Consider the following 15,186-nt stretch of genomic DNA (forward strand, 5'->3'; position numbering starts at 1 on the left):
CTTTCACAAGGATTAAACGAAACTCCAATGGCTATTAAAAAAACAGAACTCTATTCATCTCTTTGGGCAAGTTGTGACGAACTACGTGGTGGTATGGATGCCAGCCAATATAAAGACTACGTACTGACTATGTTATTTATGAAGTACGTAAGCGACAAATTTAAAGGCGACCCTTACGCCATGATAGTCGTACCAAAAGGTGCAAGCTACGACGATATGATTGCCGCTAAAGGCGATAAAGAAATTGGCGATAAAATTAATAAAATCATTTCAGCCCTTGCTGAAGAAAACGACCTTAAGGGCGTGATTGATGTTGCCGACTTTAACGATGAAGACAAGCTCGGTAAAGGCAAAGATATGATTGACCGCCTGACCAAATTGGTAGGTATATTTCAGGGGTTAGACTTATCAACCAACCGTGCTGGCGGCGACGACTTATTAGGTGATGCTTATGAGTTTTTAATGCGCCACTTTGCGACTGAATCGGGTAAATCAAAAGGCCAGTTTTATACGCCATCTGAGGTTTCTCAAATATTAGCCAAAGTAGTGGGAATAACAAAAGATACCCCGCAAGATGCTACCGCGTACGATCCTACATCGGGCTCAGGTTCGTTATTATTAAAAGCCAGTGACGAAGCCCCTCGAGGGCTGTCTATTTACGGGCAAGAAATGGATAACGCGACTAGCGCACTCGCTCGTATGAACATGATATTGCACAACAATACAACGGCTAAAATTTTCAAGGGTAATACGCTTTCAGAACCACATTGGAAAGACGCAGATGGCCAACTTAAAACATTTGATTTTGCAGTTGCTAATCCGCCTTTTTCAAACAAAAACTGGACTAGCGGCTTAACCCCAGAAAACGATTTATATAACCGTTTTACGTGGGGCATACCACCAGAAAAAAACGGCGACTACACCTTTTTACTACACATTATTAAAAGCTTAAAAAGTACCGGTAAGGGGGCAGTAATATTACCACACGGAGTATTATTCCGTGGTAATGCCGAAGCCACCATTCGTGAAAACCTAATTAAGCAAGGTTACATCAAAGGCATTATTGGCTTACCTGCTAACCTGTTCTACGGTACGGGTATTCCCGCTTGTATTATCGTGATCGATAAAGAGCACGCGCAAAAAGCGGTTACTAATTTTACTGAAGACGATGAAAATCTACCGACCATTGAAGGTCGCTCTATTTTTATGATTGATGCCAGTAAAGGCTTTATTAAAGATGGCAACAAAAACCGCCTGCGCAGCCAAGACATTCATAAAATTGTTGATGTATTTAACAAAGGTTTACAGCTTGAACGCTTTAGCCGATTAGTACCGATTGACGAAATCGCCAAGAATGATTTTAACCTTAATATCCCTCGTTATATTGACTCATCTGAGCCAGAAGATTTACACGATTTAAGCGCTCACCTGCAAGGCGGTATTCCTAACCGAGATATCGATGTATTACAGCATTACTGGCAAGTGTTCCCAAGCATTAGGGCGACTTTATTCAAGCCAGCGCCTGACCCTAAACGAAGCGGTTACAGCCTCTGTATGCTTGAAGCCAGCCAAGTTAAAAGCAGCATTCTTGCTCATCAAGAGTTTAAAGACTTTGCTAGCCGCAGCTTATTGCCATTTAAGAACTGGATACCTGAAGCTAAATTAAAAGAGATAACAGTCGGTGATAATCCAAAAGAGTTTATCTTTAATATTTCAGAAAACTTACTGAGCAGCTATGCCAATAGCGAGCTACTCAGTAAATACGATATTTACCAAATTCTGATGGACTACTGGGCCGATACCCAACAAGACGATGTGTATGTAATAGCACAAGATGATTGGCAAGCAGGTAATACGTTACGGGAGTTAATTGCTAAAAAAGGCGAAAAGCTTAAAGAAACGCCTGATTTAATTATCAATAAAACAAAGTACAAAGCCGAGCTTATTCCACCAAGCTTAATAGTTGCTCGTTACTTTGCAGGTGTTCAAGCTCAGATTGATGCTCTGCAAGCTAAACAAGACGCAGCCACTCAATCGCTAGAAAGCTACCTTGAGGAAAATGGTGGTGAAGATGGCTTACTGACTGAAGCTCTCAACGATAAAGACAAAATCACCAAAGCCAGTGTTGCCGCAAGAGCTAAGCTAGCAACTGATGTTGAAGAAGTGAAAGCGCTGAAACAAGCAACCAAGCTATTTAACGCTGAAGCGACTGCGAAAAAAGCAGTAAAAGAAGCACAAGAGGCTCTGGATTTAGCTGTATTCAATCAATATCCAAAACTAACCATTGATGAAATCAAAACCCTGATTGTCGATGACAAATGGCTTGCCACTCTACAAGCTAATATCGTTGCAGAAATTGAACGAGTCACTCAGCAAATGGCAAACCGAGTTAAAGAGCTGGAAGAACGTTATAGCACGCCACTGCCAACACTCACAAAATCAGTCGATGACCTTAGCGATAAAGTCACAGACCACTTAAAAGCAATGGGTTTGGAGTGGTCACTATGAGTACTATAGATTTAGTCCCTGATGGTTTTAAAAAGTCAGATGTTGGAGTAATCCCTAAAACATGGGATATCAAACCATTTGGTGAGTGCTTTAACATCATCGCTGGCTTGGGGTTTGGTAAATCTGAATATACGCAGAGTGGTTTAAACTTGTTAAGAATTGATAATGTTTCTTATGGAAAGGTTATTTGGGATTCTATAGCTTATTTACCTGAGAATTATGTAAACAAGTACCCTCATTTAATTCTTCAAGCTGGTGATCTACTATTGGCGTTAAATAGGCCAATCACTAATGGAAAGCTAAAATTAGCTAAATTAGCCCCACACGATCTACCTAGTATCCTATATCAACGCGTTGGTAAAATTTCAACATCTGATAAAAATATAGATCTTAATTTCGCATTCTTTTTGCTAACGAAATTTATAAAATTGTTCGTAGAAGAAAGTGCTGTTGGAACTGATCAGCCCTTTATTAGCACAACAAAGCTAAAAAAGTGTGTTTTACCAATACCACCAAAGGAAGAACAAACCGCTATTGCCAATGCCTTATCCGATGTTGATGCGCTATTAACTGAATTAGAAAACCTAATCACTAAAAAGCAAGCGATTAAAACCGCCACCATGCAGCAACTACTCACAGGTAAAACCCGTTTACCGCAGTTTGCTACATACACTGAAGGCGCTGACGAAGGTAAGCGTAAAGGCACAAAATCCAGCGAACTAGGCAAAATCCCTGAGGATTGGGATGTTGAAAAAATAGGTTCAGTTGTATCAATAACTACAGGTAGTAGAAACACTCAAGATAAATTATCAAGCGGCAAATACCCATTCTTTGTTAGATCACAAACTATAGAGCGTATTGATACCTATTCTTTCGATGGAGAAGCTGTACTTACTGCTGGTGACGGGGTTGGTACAGGCAAAATTTTTCATTACATCAATGGCAAATTTGATTATCACCAAAGAGTTTATTTGATGCATAACTTTGGTGACCGAATTGACGGTTATTACTTTTATATTTACTTTAGCAATTTTTTCTACGATAGGATCATGTCTATGACAGCAAAGTCGTCTGTGGATTCTGTTCGCAGAGAAATGATTGCTGACATGCTTATTACGCTCCCACCAAAAGAAGAACAAGTCGCTACCGCCACTATCCTCTCGGATATGGATAACGAAATCCAAACCCTTGAACAACGCTTGACGAAAACGCGCCAAATCAAGCAAGGTATGATGCAACAGCTACTCTCAGGCCGCACAAGGTTGCCATTTAAAAAACTTGAGACTAAACAGGATGGAGGTAGCTGATGCCGACAGAACAAAACCTTGCCCAGCTGCGAGCTCTGTTAAAAGAGTTATGCCATTTACCCGATGAAACCGAATGGGTGGAATTTAAGCATAATGTTGATGTGATTAAAATTGGCGAATATATCTCTGCACTCGCAAACTCAGCCGCGCTACTTGGCAAGCAAACTGCGTACTTAGTTTATGGTGTAGATGATAAGACCCATGATGTAATTGGTACGAACTTTAAACCTTCAACTCAAAAGCATAAAGGGCAAGAGCTAGAGAGCTGGTTGTTACAAAAAACCGCACCCAAAATACATTTTCAGTTTTACGAATTTAGCCATGTTAACGATTTACCTGTTGTTATTTTGGAGGTGCAGGCAGCAGCGCATACACCTGTGCAATTTGATGGTACAGAGTTTATTCGTATTGGCTCTTACAAAAAAAAGCTACGTGAATACCCCGAAAAAGAACGTGCGTTATGGCGCGTATTTGATAACACCCCGTTTGAGCAACAATTAGCAGCAGAAAATTGCAATGTTGAAGAAGTGCTAAAGCTTATAGACTACCCCTCTTATTTTGACTTAGTTAATTTGCCTCTACCTGAAGGTCGCGAAGGGATTTTAAACGCACTTGAAGCTGATAAACTCATTAGTGCAACGCAAGCGGGTAAATGGCATATTACCAATTTAGGGGCGATATTATTTGCTAAAAAGCTGCAAGATTTTCAGCATTTAGCTCGTAAAGCCGTGCGGTTAGTGCAGTATAAAGGGAATAGCCGAGTAGAAACAGTACGAGAACTCGAAGGTAATAAAGGCTATGCCGTTGGCTTCGAAGGACTTATAGATTATTTAAAGACCCTACTGCCTTCTAATGAAGAAATTGGCAAAGCATTTCGTAAAGAAGTACCTATGTATCCAGAGCTAGCGATACGCGCATGGAAATAACCAACCCTGGTATTCCGCTAGTCGATACAGATCGATTTTTAGATTCCCCACCTAGAAGCCGTAACGAAGCGCTAGCTTCTTTTATGCGTCGTATTAATATTTGTGAAGAGCGCGGTACGGGTATTGATAAAGTTATTTTTCAAACTGAGTTATATCAATTACCTGCCCCTTTATTTGAAGTAACAGAGCACCATACTCGTTCTGTTTTATTTGGTCATAGGGAATTTGCTGAAATGGACAAAGAAGATCGTATTCGTGCCTGTTATCAGCATTGTTGTTTAAAGCATGTAAACAGAGAGCATATGAATAATAAGTCGCTACGCGAGCGCTTTGCTATTGCTGAAAAGAATAGCGCAATGGTAAGCAGAATAATAAAGGATACAGTCCATGCGGGCTTAATTAAACCTTATGATGCCGATGCAGGAACCAAAGCAATGCGCTACGTACCACACTGGTATTAATTTGCTTGACCGTTGCTTGACTAGGAAATCAATTAAGTGATTTTATAAAGCAAAAAAAAACATAACAAGCTGTAATTTATAAACTTTATTTAAATCAATTTGCTTGATTACTTTATAAATAAAGAGTTTTAATAATCTAAAATGTGAAGTTGAAATAATAACTATGACAGGAAAACTTAATAAGGACATTATATCGGTTAGCACATTACTCAAAAAGAGTAATTTAGCTATACCCAACTATCAACGCCCTTACAAATGGACACAAGCTAACCTTGCTGATTTGCTCGGTGATTTAAAATTTTATAGAGGTAAATTAGCTTACCGCCTTGGGTCTATTGTATTTCATCAACATTCAGAAAAAAAACAAGAAACGCTCGACATTGTTGATGGGCAGCAACGTACGCTCACACTTGTGCTATTAGTAAAAGCCTTGCTAGATGAACGACTCAATACAAATGACTCCAATGCACAAATTAAACGTCAAGATGTAAAAACATTACTGCTCTCACTTGAGCAACCAATTAATAATTTTTTACAACGTCAAACCTTTAATAGTGATATATCGCATCGTAATTTACATCAAAATTTTATGGCAGCTAAACGCGCGGTAGCACGAAGTGATTTTACCGAGGCCGATATTGAGTTTTTATTGAAACGCTGTGAAGTGGTTACTTTTGTACTTAATGATATATCTGAAGCCTTTCAGTTTTTTGATTCACAAAATGCCAGAGGCCGAGATTTAGATCCGCACGATTTGTTAAAAGCCTTTCATTTACGTGAGTTTTCAGACGCTGAAACCGAATTAAAAGCCGATTCTGTACGCCATTGGGAAAGCTTAGAGAGCGGACAGCTAGCACGATTATTTGCTAACTACTTATTTCGTATTCGCAACTGGGCACAAGGGAAATCGGCACTGTATTTTAACAAATCACAAGTGGGATTATTTAAAGGGGTAAATATTGACCAGGTTGGACTTTACCCGTATGTAGAACCACTTCGCATTTCCCATCACTTTGTTGATGACTATAACGCGCAATATCAGCGCCATATTGATCATCAACATATGCGTTTTCCTTTCCACCTTGATCAAATGATTATAAACGGTAGGCGCTTTTTTGAAATGACGAGTCATTATCAGCAAAAAATTGCTGAGATAGTGAGCGATGAACGTAATAGCAAAAATAACGACTCTAAGCAGCTTATTCGCATATTAGATAATGAACTAGAACCACGTGCTTGTAAGATTTTATACACACTTAACAGCTACAGTTCACGTACACGAACAGGTGATGGCTATATACGTAATCTATTTGATTGCGCGGTGATTTTTTATTTAGATAAGTTTGGCCCACATGAGCTATCGCAAGCTATAGAAAAGCTGTTTATTTGGGCTTATAGCTGCCGCTTGAAAATGCAGGTTGTTGGTATTGAGCGCATGAATAAACATGCACTCAGCCATAATGTGTTTGAGCGAATAAAACAAGCAGTACAACCAAGTGATGTATTAAATTGGCCTTTACCAACATTGAAAAAGTCTGAATGTAATGGAACTAAGCTTACTGAGATCGCTAATCTGTTTGAGGAAATGAAGTACTATGAATAATGTCCAAGCGCTCAAGGTGCAAAGCAGTAATGTCAACGCGAACAATCAGATACATAGTTACAAAGTTAAAGAGTTATTAAGTGATACTAACCGATATTTAGTCCCTATGTATCAACGTAACTATGCATGGGGTGAAGGTGAAATTAATCAATTAATACAAGATGTGTTGGATTATCAGGAAAATAAACCAAATCAAACCTATTATATTGGTACATTGGTGGTGTTTAAGCGCAAAGATGACAGCTATGAAGTCATAGATGGCCAGCAGCGATTTACGACCCTTACCTTATTGGCTTTTGCTCTTAAACGTATGGTCACTAAGTATCAAGCCTTTGATATGGGTTGGTATGACGTAGTAAATCTCAGTTTTGAAAATCGTCAGAAGTCATCTGACACTTTTGCAAGTTTGATTCAGGGCGTTGCTTTAGAGAATCTAAGCACAGATGACTATAATTTAGATGTAATTAATGGTTATACATTACTTGAAAAGGGCTTATTAGCGCTTGGAGCTAAGCTAGAAGGTTTTTGCTCTTACTTATTCGATAAAGTAGAAATTACTCGTGTTTGTGTACCAGAAGATACCGATTTGAATCATTACTTTGAGGTAATGAATAACCGTGGTGAGCAGCTTGAAAAGCATGAAGTGATTAAAGCAAGATTGATGTCGGTGCTAACCGATGACAATGATAAAGAATTATTAAGTAAGGTCTGGGACGCTACCGCTAATATGGAACGTTACATTCAGTATGGTTTTAATCCAGATGAGCGCCACTGCATATTTGGTAAAGATGACTGGGGGCAATTTACGCCAATAAATTATGCTGATTTAGCTGCGTGTATTGAAAGCGTAGCCAAAACAAAACAGAGCGGAAAAATTGAAAGCGCCTCTCTTTCGCTAAATGACATGTTAGCCAAGCCACCACCGTCGTCTTTAGGGACAGATATTACGCTTACACCTGAGCGCTTTAATAGCGTGATTAACTTTTCAAACTTCTTACTTCATGTGTTACGAGTTTTAACAAAACAAGACATCGCATTAGACGATAAGCGCTTACTAGAACAGTTTGATAGATATTTAAAAGACAGCAACAATAAAGTTAAAGCAGTAAAAGACTTCGTTTATGCATTATTAAAGTGCAAATACCTTTTTGACCAATTCATCATCAAACGTGAATTTAGTGACGGTAAAGATAAATGGAGCTTAAAACGTCTGCATTTTTATAATACAAAAAGCCAAAGCTATATAAACACTTTTGGTGGCAGTAATGAACTAGATGATGAAGATGGCTTTAAGGGACAAAACCGAGTATGCCTAATGTTGCTGTCGGCTTTTCATGTTTCCACTCCGACTTTGGTTTATAAGCATTGGCTCAATGCTGCTCTTTACTATCTATACAACGCAGAAGAAGTGGATTTTGAAGGTTACATGAAGCACCTAAGACGGGTAGCTAAACGCTTTATATTTGACCGTTTTCTCTCTCACCAAGAGGGTAAAACGTACTTTGAAATGATTTATAAGTCGAAATCAAACGACTATCCAAAAAATTTAACCGCAAATGATATTAATATTGATAAGCTGTGTTTTGGGGAAATAGAGAATAACTTTGTTTTTAACTATCTTGATTATTTGCTTTGGCGAAAAAAGCGTAATTCAACAGCTGTTATTTCTGAGTTCGAGTTTACATTTAGAAGCTCAGTTGAGCACTTTTATCCGCAACATCCAATGAATGACTTCGAACCACTTAAAGGTGGTTCGCTTCATGAGTTCGGTAATTTGTGCTTAATAAGTCATAGTAAAAATTCACGTTTAAGTAATTTCCCCCCTAAAACAAAACTTAATCATTTTACCGCTGGATTAAAGAAAAATCAGATCGATAGCCTAAAGCTATATGAAATGCTACAACTAATGGAGCAAGACGATAGCTGGGAAGACACCCAAATAATAAAGCATGGACAAGAAATGCTGTCTATTTTATGTGGTTCAACAAAAACAAAAAAGAAAACGCAAACAAGGAAGTAATATGAGTAATGTCGGTCAATTAGAACGAAAAACCCAAAGCCGAGCAGTAACATTTTTCAAAGAGCAGCTTAATTACGACTATCTAGGTGATTGGGAATACCGCGAAGGCAACAACAACATTGAAACGCCATTACTTACTAAATGGCTTAAAGCCCGTGGAACACCTGAAGCGCTTATTAAGCGTGCACTACGAAAATTAGACACTGCCGCAGCTCTAGGCGAAGGTAAAAAGCTCTTTGATGCTAATAAAGATGTATACCGGCTACTGCGTTATGGCGTAAAAGAAAAAGAAGGCACGGGACAGCAAAATCAAACAGTTTGGCTGATCGATTGGGAAAACCCAGAAGCTAATCATTTTGCGATTGCTGAAGAGGTAACCGTAAAAGGCGACCAGCTCTCACCTAAAAGAAAGCGCCCTGATATAGTAATTTATGTAAACGGCATTGCGCTTGGCGTAATTGAATTAAAGCGCTCCTCGGTCTCAGTAAGTGAAGGTATTCGTCAAAACTTAGATAACCAGAAAAAAGATTTTATTCGTAATTTTTTTAGCACCATGCAACTGATTATGGCGGGTAACGATACGCAAGGTATACGCTACGGTACAATTGAAACCTCTGAAAAATATTACCTAGAATGGAAAGAGCCAAATAGCACACAAGGCTTACCAGCTGCGGGGGTAACAGCAGACACCTTACTAGATACTCATCTTGCTCAATTATGCGATAAGCATCGATTTTTGCAGCTTATACATGACTTTATTGTGTTTGATGCCGGTGTTAAAAAAACCTGCCGGCATAATCAGTTTTTTGGTGTTCAAGCCGCTAAAAAACATGTAACAGCAAAGCAAGATGGTATTATTTGGCACACTCAAGGCTCAGGTAAAAGCCTGACTATGGTGTGGCTAGCTAAGTGGATACGCGAAAACATAACGGACTCACGAGTATTAATCGTGACGGATAGAACCGAACTAGATGAACAAATTGAGAAGGTATTTTCTGGTGTTGATGAAGAGATATATCGTACCCAAAGTGGTCAAGATTTAGTTGCCACCTTAAACCAACCTAACCCTTGGCTACTTTGCTCATTAGTACACAAATTTGGCCGTAATGGTGAAGCTCCAAACGATGAAGACGATGAAGAAGCAACAAAAGATTATCTTGAAGCACTGACTAAAAACTTACCAAGTGACTTTGCTGCTAAAGGCAACCTATTTGTGTTTGTGGATGAGTGTCATAGAACGCAATCGGGTAAGTTACACGAAGCAATGAAAGCGCTTTTACCTGATGCTATGTTTGTTGGTTTTACTGGTACACCATTAATGAAAAAGGACAAGAAAAAGTCTTTAGAAGTATTTGGCCCATACATTCACACCTATAAGTTTGATGAAGCTGTAAATGACGGTGTAGTACTCGACTTACGGTATGAAGCTAGAGACATCGATCAGCATTTAACTTCAGAGAAAAAAGTAGATCAATGGTTTGAGGCTAAGACTAAAGGGCTTTCAAACCTAGCCAAAATGCAGCTCAAACAAAAATGGGGCACCATGCAAAAGGTGCTTTCGAGTAAATCTCGCTTAGAGCAAATTGTTAGTGACATTTTGATGGATATGGAGATCAAACCTGCACTTATGACCGGCAGAGGTAATGCCATGTTGGTTTGCGCAAGTGTGCACCAAGCCTGCGTTGTTTATGACTTATTTAGTAAAACGGATCTTGCTGGCAAATGCGCTGTTGTGACAAGTTATCAGCCTTCTGCAAGTAGTATTAAAGGTGAAGAATCAGGTGAAGGTTTAACTCAAAAATTATTTAAGTACGACACCTACCGAAAAATGCTGGCGAACTATTTTGAGCAACCCGAACATGAAGCTGCAAAACGCGTAGAAGAGTTTGAAAAAACAGTTAAAAAGCGCTTTATTGATGAACCTGGTCAAATGCGGTTACTTATTGTGGTAGATAAGCTATTGACCGGTTTTGATGCTCCTTCTGCTACCTATTTATATATTGATAAAAAGATGGCTGACCACAATCTGTTTCAAGCAATTTGTCGTGTAAATAGGCTTGACGGTGAAGATAAAGACTATGGTTATATTATCGATTATAAAGATTTATTTCGCTCATTAGATAAAGCGATTAAAGATTTCACCGCTGAAGCTTTTGATGGTTACGATGAAGAAGATGTCGCTGGTTTATTAAAAGATCGCCTCAAAGAATCTAAATCTGATTTAGACAATGCATTAGAAGCTGTTAGAGCTTTATGTGAACCAGTAAAAGCACCAAGAAATACTAAAGACTTTATTCATTACTTTTGTGGTGAATCAGGAGTTGAACCAACAGATGAAAACGAACGCAATGAAAAAGAAGCACTACGTTTAACCCTTTATCAAACCGTTGCCAAACTTATACGTGCGTACGCCAATGTTGCAAATGAGATGGATCAAGCTGGTTATTCACTGACTGAAGCTGAAAAAATAAAAAAAGAAGTCGCTTATTTTGAGAAAGTTCGTGACGAAGTAAAACTAGCCAGTGGCGACTTACTCGAAATGAAACGCTTTGAGCCTGCAATGCGACATTTGCTCGATATGTATATTCGTGCTGATGACAGCGAAATACTCATGGATTTTGAGGAACTTGGCTTAATAGATTTAGTGGTAAATAATAATGGCGCAGGACTTGATTCATTACCTGAAGGCATTAGAAATAATGAAGAATCGATGGCGGAAGCGATTGAAAATAACGTTAGAAAAACCATTGTTGATGAAAACCCTGTAAACCCTAAGTACTTTGAAAGCATGGCTACATTACTTGACGCTATTATTGCGCAGCGCAGAGAGCAAGCTATAAGCTACCAAGACTACCTAGAACAAATTAAAGCTTTAGCTAAAAAAGTTGTGAACCCGACAGGCAATAATGCCCATAACTACCCTACTTCAGTAGATAGCCCTGCCAAACAGGCTATTTACGATAATTTTGGCAATGATGAAGTACTTACAAGTAAAATTGATACCGCAGTGCGCTACACAAAAAAAGCTGAGTGGCTTGGCGATAGGTTTAAAGAGCGTGAGATTGTTAATGCAATTAGGCAAGAGACATCGAGTTATGAAGTCGATATTAATGAAGTTATGGAGCTTGTAAAAGCCCAAAAGGAATATCATTAGTGGATAAGGCTAATACTGAAGTGATACAAATTGGCGGTATTGATGTTGAAATTAATCGACGAGACATTAAGAACATCCATCTAAGTGTGTTACCGCCCAATGGTAAGGTTAGATTATCGGTACCTAATAAAACAAGCGAACAAACCATTCGGCTTGCTATTGTTAATAAACTTGCTTGGATAAAAAAGCAACAAGTTGACTTTGCCAAGCAAGAACGACAGTCAATCCGTGAAATGGTCAATGGTGAGTGTCATTACCTTTGGGGAAAAAAATACCGGCTAGCAATAAAAAAGCCTGAGGGTAAATTTACCGTGACCGCGAAAGGTAGCGGTCAGTTAGAGTTAAAATTGAATGAGAATACATCACCCAATAATTGCCTCAAGTTATTAAACCGTTTTTATCGTGATGAAATGCAACGATCAATTGAAAAGTTACTGCCTTCATGGCAAAAAAAGCTTGGCGTAAAAGCAGACTCACTTAATATCAAAAAAATGAAAACCAAATGGGGCAGCTGTAATATTCAAGCAAAGCGGATTTGGCTCAACCTTGAACTTGCTAAAAAGCCACCTGAATGTTTAGAGTATATTTTAGTACATGAGCTAATCCACTTACTTGAACGACACCACAATGAACGCTTTAAAGCATTAATGGATAAGCATATGCATAACTGGCGCGAGCGCCGAGACTTACTAAACAGCTTGCCTTTAGCTTACGAGGATTGGCAATACTGATAAACATAAGAGAGTTATTTTGAAGCTTGAAATAACCACATTTCATAAAAACTAAAAACGAGAGACATTGCCTCTCGTTTTAAAATCACGCTCGTTGAATAACAAAAAAATACTAAACTAACCCATCAACCTCACATACTTCTCCGCCAGTTCATCTATACTTTCACGATGAGCGGGATCGGGCTTTATGCAATCAATGGGGCATACACTCACGCAGGTGGGTTTGTCGTAATGGCCTACACATTCGGTGCATTTTGCAGGATCGATTTGGTATATTTTAGCGCCCATATAAATCGCTTCGTTAGGGCATTCTGGATCGCACATGTCGCAGTTAATGCATTTGCTGTTAATTAGTAAAGCCACTCTCTAACCTCATTTATTAGAGCTAGTACTTCTAGCATAAATTTGCAGCCGTAAATTATGCATTTTATTCCGCGTTTTCTTGTTGATCTCAATCAATAAAAATCATATTAGGTAATCCGCATTCAACCATTCACTTTACAACTAAAAAATGGATACTATAATATCCATTAAGATCATAAAAAAGCAATTTTGGCTATAGTAATGTCCAATCAAGTTCGTGAGGTGCTATTATTAATTATCTATTATTAAGCGAAGGTGATGTGCAGCAAGCCTTTGCTGAGCATCTAAAAGAATGTCGCAAAAAAGCAAAAATGTCACGCGAGGCGTTAGCTAAAAAAAGCACAGTACCTGCTTCTACAATAAAAAAGTTTGAGGTTACAGGGCTTATTTCATTCAGACAGCTATTGCTTTTGTGGCAAACACTCGACGACTTAACTCGTTTATATGACTTAACAAAAGTGCCAGCTCAAAATAAAAATGCGCCAACGTCTATTGATCAGGTGTTAAACAATGGCCTTTAAACCCATAGATAAGCTAGAAGTAAAACGTACGCTGTCAGACTCAACAGAGTTAATGGTGGGTGTACTTGCTCAAAATAGGCAAGGTGTTTACTTTCAATACGATCAGGGCTATTTAGAGACATACGGTAACCTTTCGCCATTCTCACTCGCCTTTAATAGAGAGGTTCAGTTAGCACCTAAAAACCCACACAACGGGTTGCATGGGGTCTTTTCTGATTGTTTACCTGATGGGTGGGGGTTACTACTACAGGACCGCGTATTCAGACAAAATAATATAATGCCTAACTTTGTTACCGCTATGGACCGCTTATCTTTTGTTGGCCATTCGGCTATGGGCGCATTATCGTTTACACCTGAAACTCATTATGATGGCACAAATGACAATGAGGCTGGCCTTGCTACATTAGGTCAACAAGCTCAAGCAATATTTGACGGGCAAACAGAAGAAGTACTTTCTGCGTTAGTAGCTGCTGGCAGTTCCGGCGGTGCACGACCTAAGGCTCAAATTTATTTTCCTGACAATAATATACAAGAATGTAGAACAAAGCCTAAATCGGGCGATGATGCTTGGTTAATAAAGTTCACATCCAAAAACCTCGCTTTAGGACATGAGGAAGGGTTATGTGAAGCTGTATATTTGGATTTGGCTGAACAAACGGGATTAAACCCACCTCAGAGATTACTGGTACCCGCCCCAGAAGGAACCGGTGCAAAGCAATGGCTCGCCTTAAAGCGATTCGATAGGTTTAAATTAATGGGTGATAAAATGGGCTGCAAACATATGCATAGTGCATGTGGCTTACTGGATGCTGATTTTCGCACACCTTCATTAGATTATGAGGATTTAATTAAAGCGAGCCGTGTTTTATGCAAATCACCTGCTGCAGGGCAATTGCAATTTCGTCGAGCTATGTTTAATTTATTTAGCTGTAATCAAGATGACCACAGTAAAAACTGGGCTTTTTTACAAGAAGATTCAGGTGAGTGGGATTTAGCGCCTTTTTATGATGTAACTTTTAGTCCTCATCCTTTTAACGAGCATGCGACTTCATTTGCCGGATTTGGAAAAAACCCACCACTAAAAGCGATTCAAAAGCTGGCCTCTGCAGCTGGTTATGCAAATTGGAAGCAGGTACAAGTGATCATATCTGAAATAGCAGAGATTATTTTCAACTTTAAAGACACAGCTAAAGCACTCGGCGTAAATAAGCAAACGATTAACTTAATAGAGCAACAGCTTGATAATACGTACGCCATGAATAAGCATTTAACTGGTCGCTAATTGTATTCAGCTAATAGCACTTACAAATCAATTAGATTTTCTCTACAAATTTGGGGTTGCAATTTTTACTCTAATTGTTCAAAAACCATATAATTTAGTCGGTAAAGATCTTGAATCAATTATCTGCTTTGTAATTTCATGGTTTTATCTTCTTAATATCTGTAGCAGTTGTAGGTGGGAATTGAATCGCAGGCAATGCAATTTTAATAATCAAAAACAAATATCGTAATAGCTATCAAAAATCTGGTCATAGAGAGTTAGCCCGTGTAATGCTAGTTTTAACAACCTCTTAAAAAAAGTGATTATAACT

Annotated in this window: 11 protein-coding genes; 10 read left to right on the plus strand and 1 reads right to left on the minus strand. The window is 38.7% G+C overall.

Features of this window, described 5'->3' with window-relative positions; genetic code table 11:
- Positions 1-27 precede the first annotated feature (27 nt).
- From H5186_RS08915 to H5186_RS08945, 8 genes are all read left to right on the plus strand, one after another.
- On the plus strand, positions 28-2,508 hold the full coding sequence (locus tag H5186_RS08915; protein WP_182794363.1) for an N-6 DNA methylase: 2,481 nt from the start codon (positions 28-30) through the stop codon (positions 2,506-2,508).
- Positions 2,505-3,815 carry a restriction endonuclease subunit S gene (locus H5186_RS08920; protein WP_182794364.1) on the plus strand — a complete coding sequence of 437 codons (1,311 nt, stop codon included), beginning with the start codon at positions 2,505-2,507 and terminating at the stop codon, positions 3,813-3,815. The genes H5186_RS08915 and H5186_RS08920 overlap by 4 nt, the downstream gene beginning before the upstream one ends.
- Positions 3,815-4,741 (plus strand): helix-turn-helix domain-containing protein, encoded by a 927-nt coding sequence (locus H5186_RS08925; RefSeq protein ID WP_220496383.1) that lies wholly within the window; start codon positions 3,815-3,817, stop codon positions 4,739-4,741. Before H5186_RS08920 ends, H5186_RS08925 begins: the two co-directional genes overlap by 1 nt.
- Positions 4,732-5,202 (plus strand): ATP-binding protein, encoded by a 471-nt coding sequence (locus tag H5186_RS22850; RefSeq protein WP_220496384.1) that lies wholly within the window; start codon positions 4,732-4,734, stop codon positions 5,200-5,202. Before H5186_RS08925 ends, H5186_RS22850 begins: the two co-directional genes overlap by 10 nt.
- Before the next feature lie 163 nt (positions 5,203-5,365).
- Entirely contained in the window at positions 5,366-6,805 is a 1,440-nt protein-coding gene (locus H5186_RS08930) for a DUF262 domain-containing protein (protein WP_182794365.1), read from the plus strand.
- A complete protein-coding gene (locus tag H5186_RS08935) occupies positions 6,798-8,825 on the plus strand; it encodes a DUF262 domain-containing protein (protein WP_182794366.1) in 2,028 nt (675 codons plus the stop codon). Before H5186_RS08930 ends, H5186_RS08935 begins: the two co-directional genes overlap by 8 nt.
- Position 8,826: 1 nt before the next feature.
- On the plus strand, positions 8,827-11,979 hold the full coding sequence (locus tag H5186_RS08940) for a type I restriction endonuclease subunit R (protein ID WP_182794367.1): 3,153 nt from the start codon (positions 8,827-8,829) through the stop codon (positions 11,977-11,979).
- The gene (locus H5186_RS08945; protein WP_182794368.1) at positions 11,979-12,710 is read left to right on the plus strand and encodes a M48 family metallopeptidase; all 732 of its coding nucleotides are present in this window, start codon (positions 11,979-11,981) and stop codon (positions 12,708-12,710) included. The genes H5186_RS08940 and H5186_RS08945 overlap by 1 nt, the downstream gene beginning before the upstream one ends.
- Positions 12,711-12,827: 117 nt before the next feature.
- On the opposite strand, the gene H5186_RS08950 is transcribed toward H5186_RS08945, so the two are convergent.
- Positions 12,828-13,073: a YfhL family 4Fe-4S dicluster ferredoxin gene (locus H5186_RS08950; RefSeq protein ID WP_182718278.1), complete on the minus strand. Its 246-nt coding sequence runs from the start codon at positions 13,071-13,073 to the stop codon at positions 12,828-12,830.
- Positions 13,074-13,303: 230 nt separating this feature from the next.
- Here H5186_RS08950 and H5186_RS08955 point away from each other — a divergent pair, with 230 nt between their 5' ends.
- Positions 13,304-13,594, plus strand: a complete 291-nt coding sequence (locus H5186_RS08955; RefSeq protein WP_149981911.1) for a helix-turn-helix transcriptional regulator — start codon at positions 13,304-13,306, stop codon at positions 13,592-13,594.
- The gene (locus tag H5186_RS08960; RefSeq protein WP_182794369.1) at positions 13,584-14,876 is read left to right on the plus strand and encodes a type II toxin-antitoxin system HipA family toxin; all 1,293 of its coding nucleotides are present in this window, start codon (positions 13,584-13,586) and stop codon (positions 14,874-14,876) included. The genes H5186_RS08955 and H5186_RS08960 overlap by 11 nt, the downstream gene beginning before the upstream one ends.
- Positions 14,877-15,186 lie beyond the last annotated feature (310 nt).

Origin of the sequence: Pseudoalteromonas sp. SG41-2 (genome assembly GCF_014164535.1) — a bacterium.
Classification (GTDB): domain Bacteria; phylum Pseudomonadota; class Gammaproteobacteria; order Enterobacterales; family Alteromonadaceae; genus Pseudoalteromonas; species Pseudoalteromonas rhizosphaerae.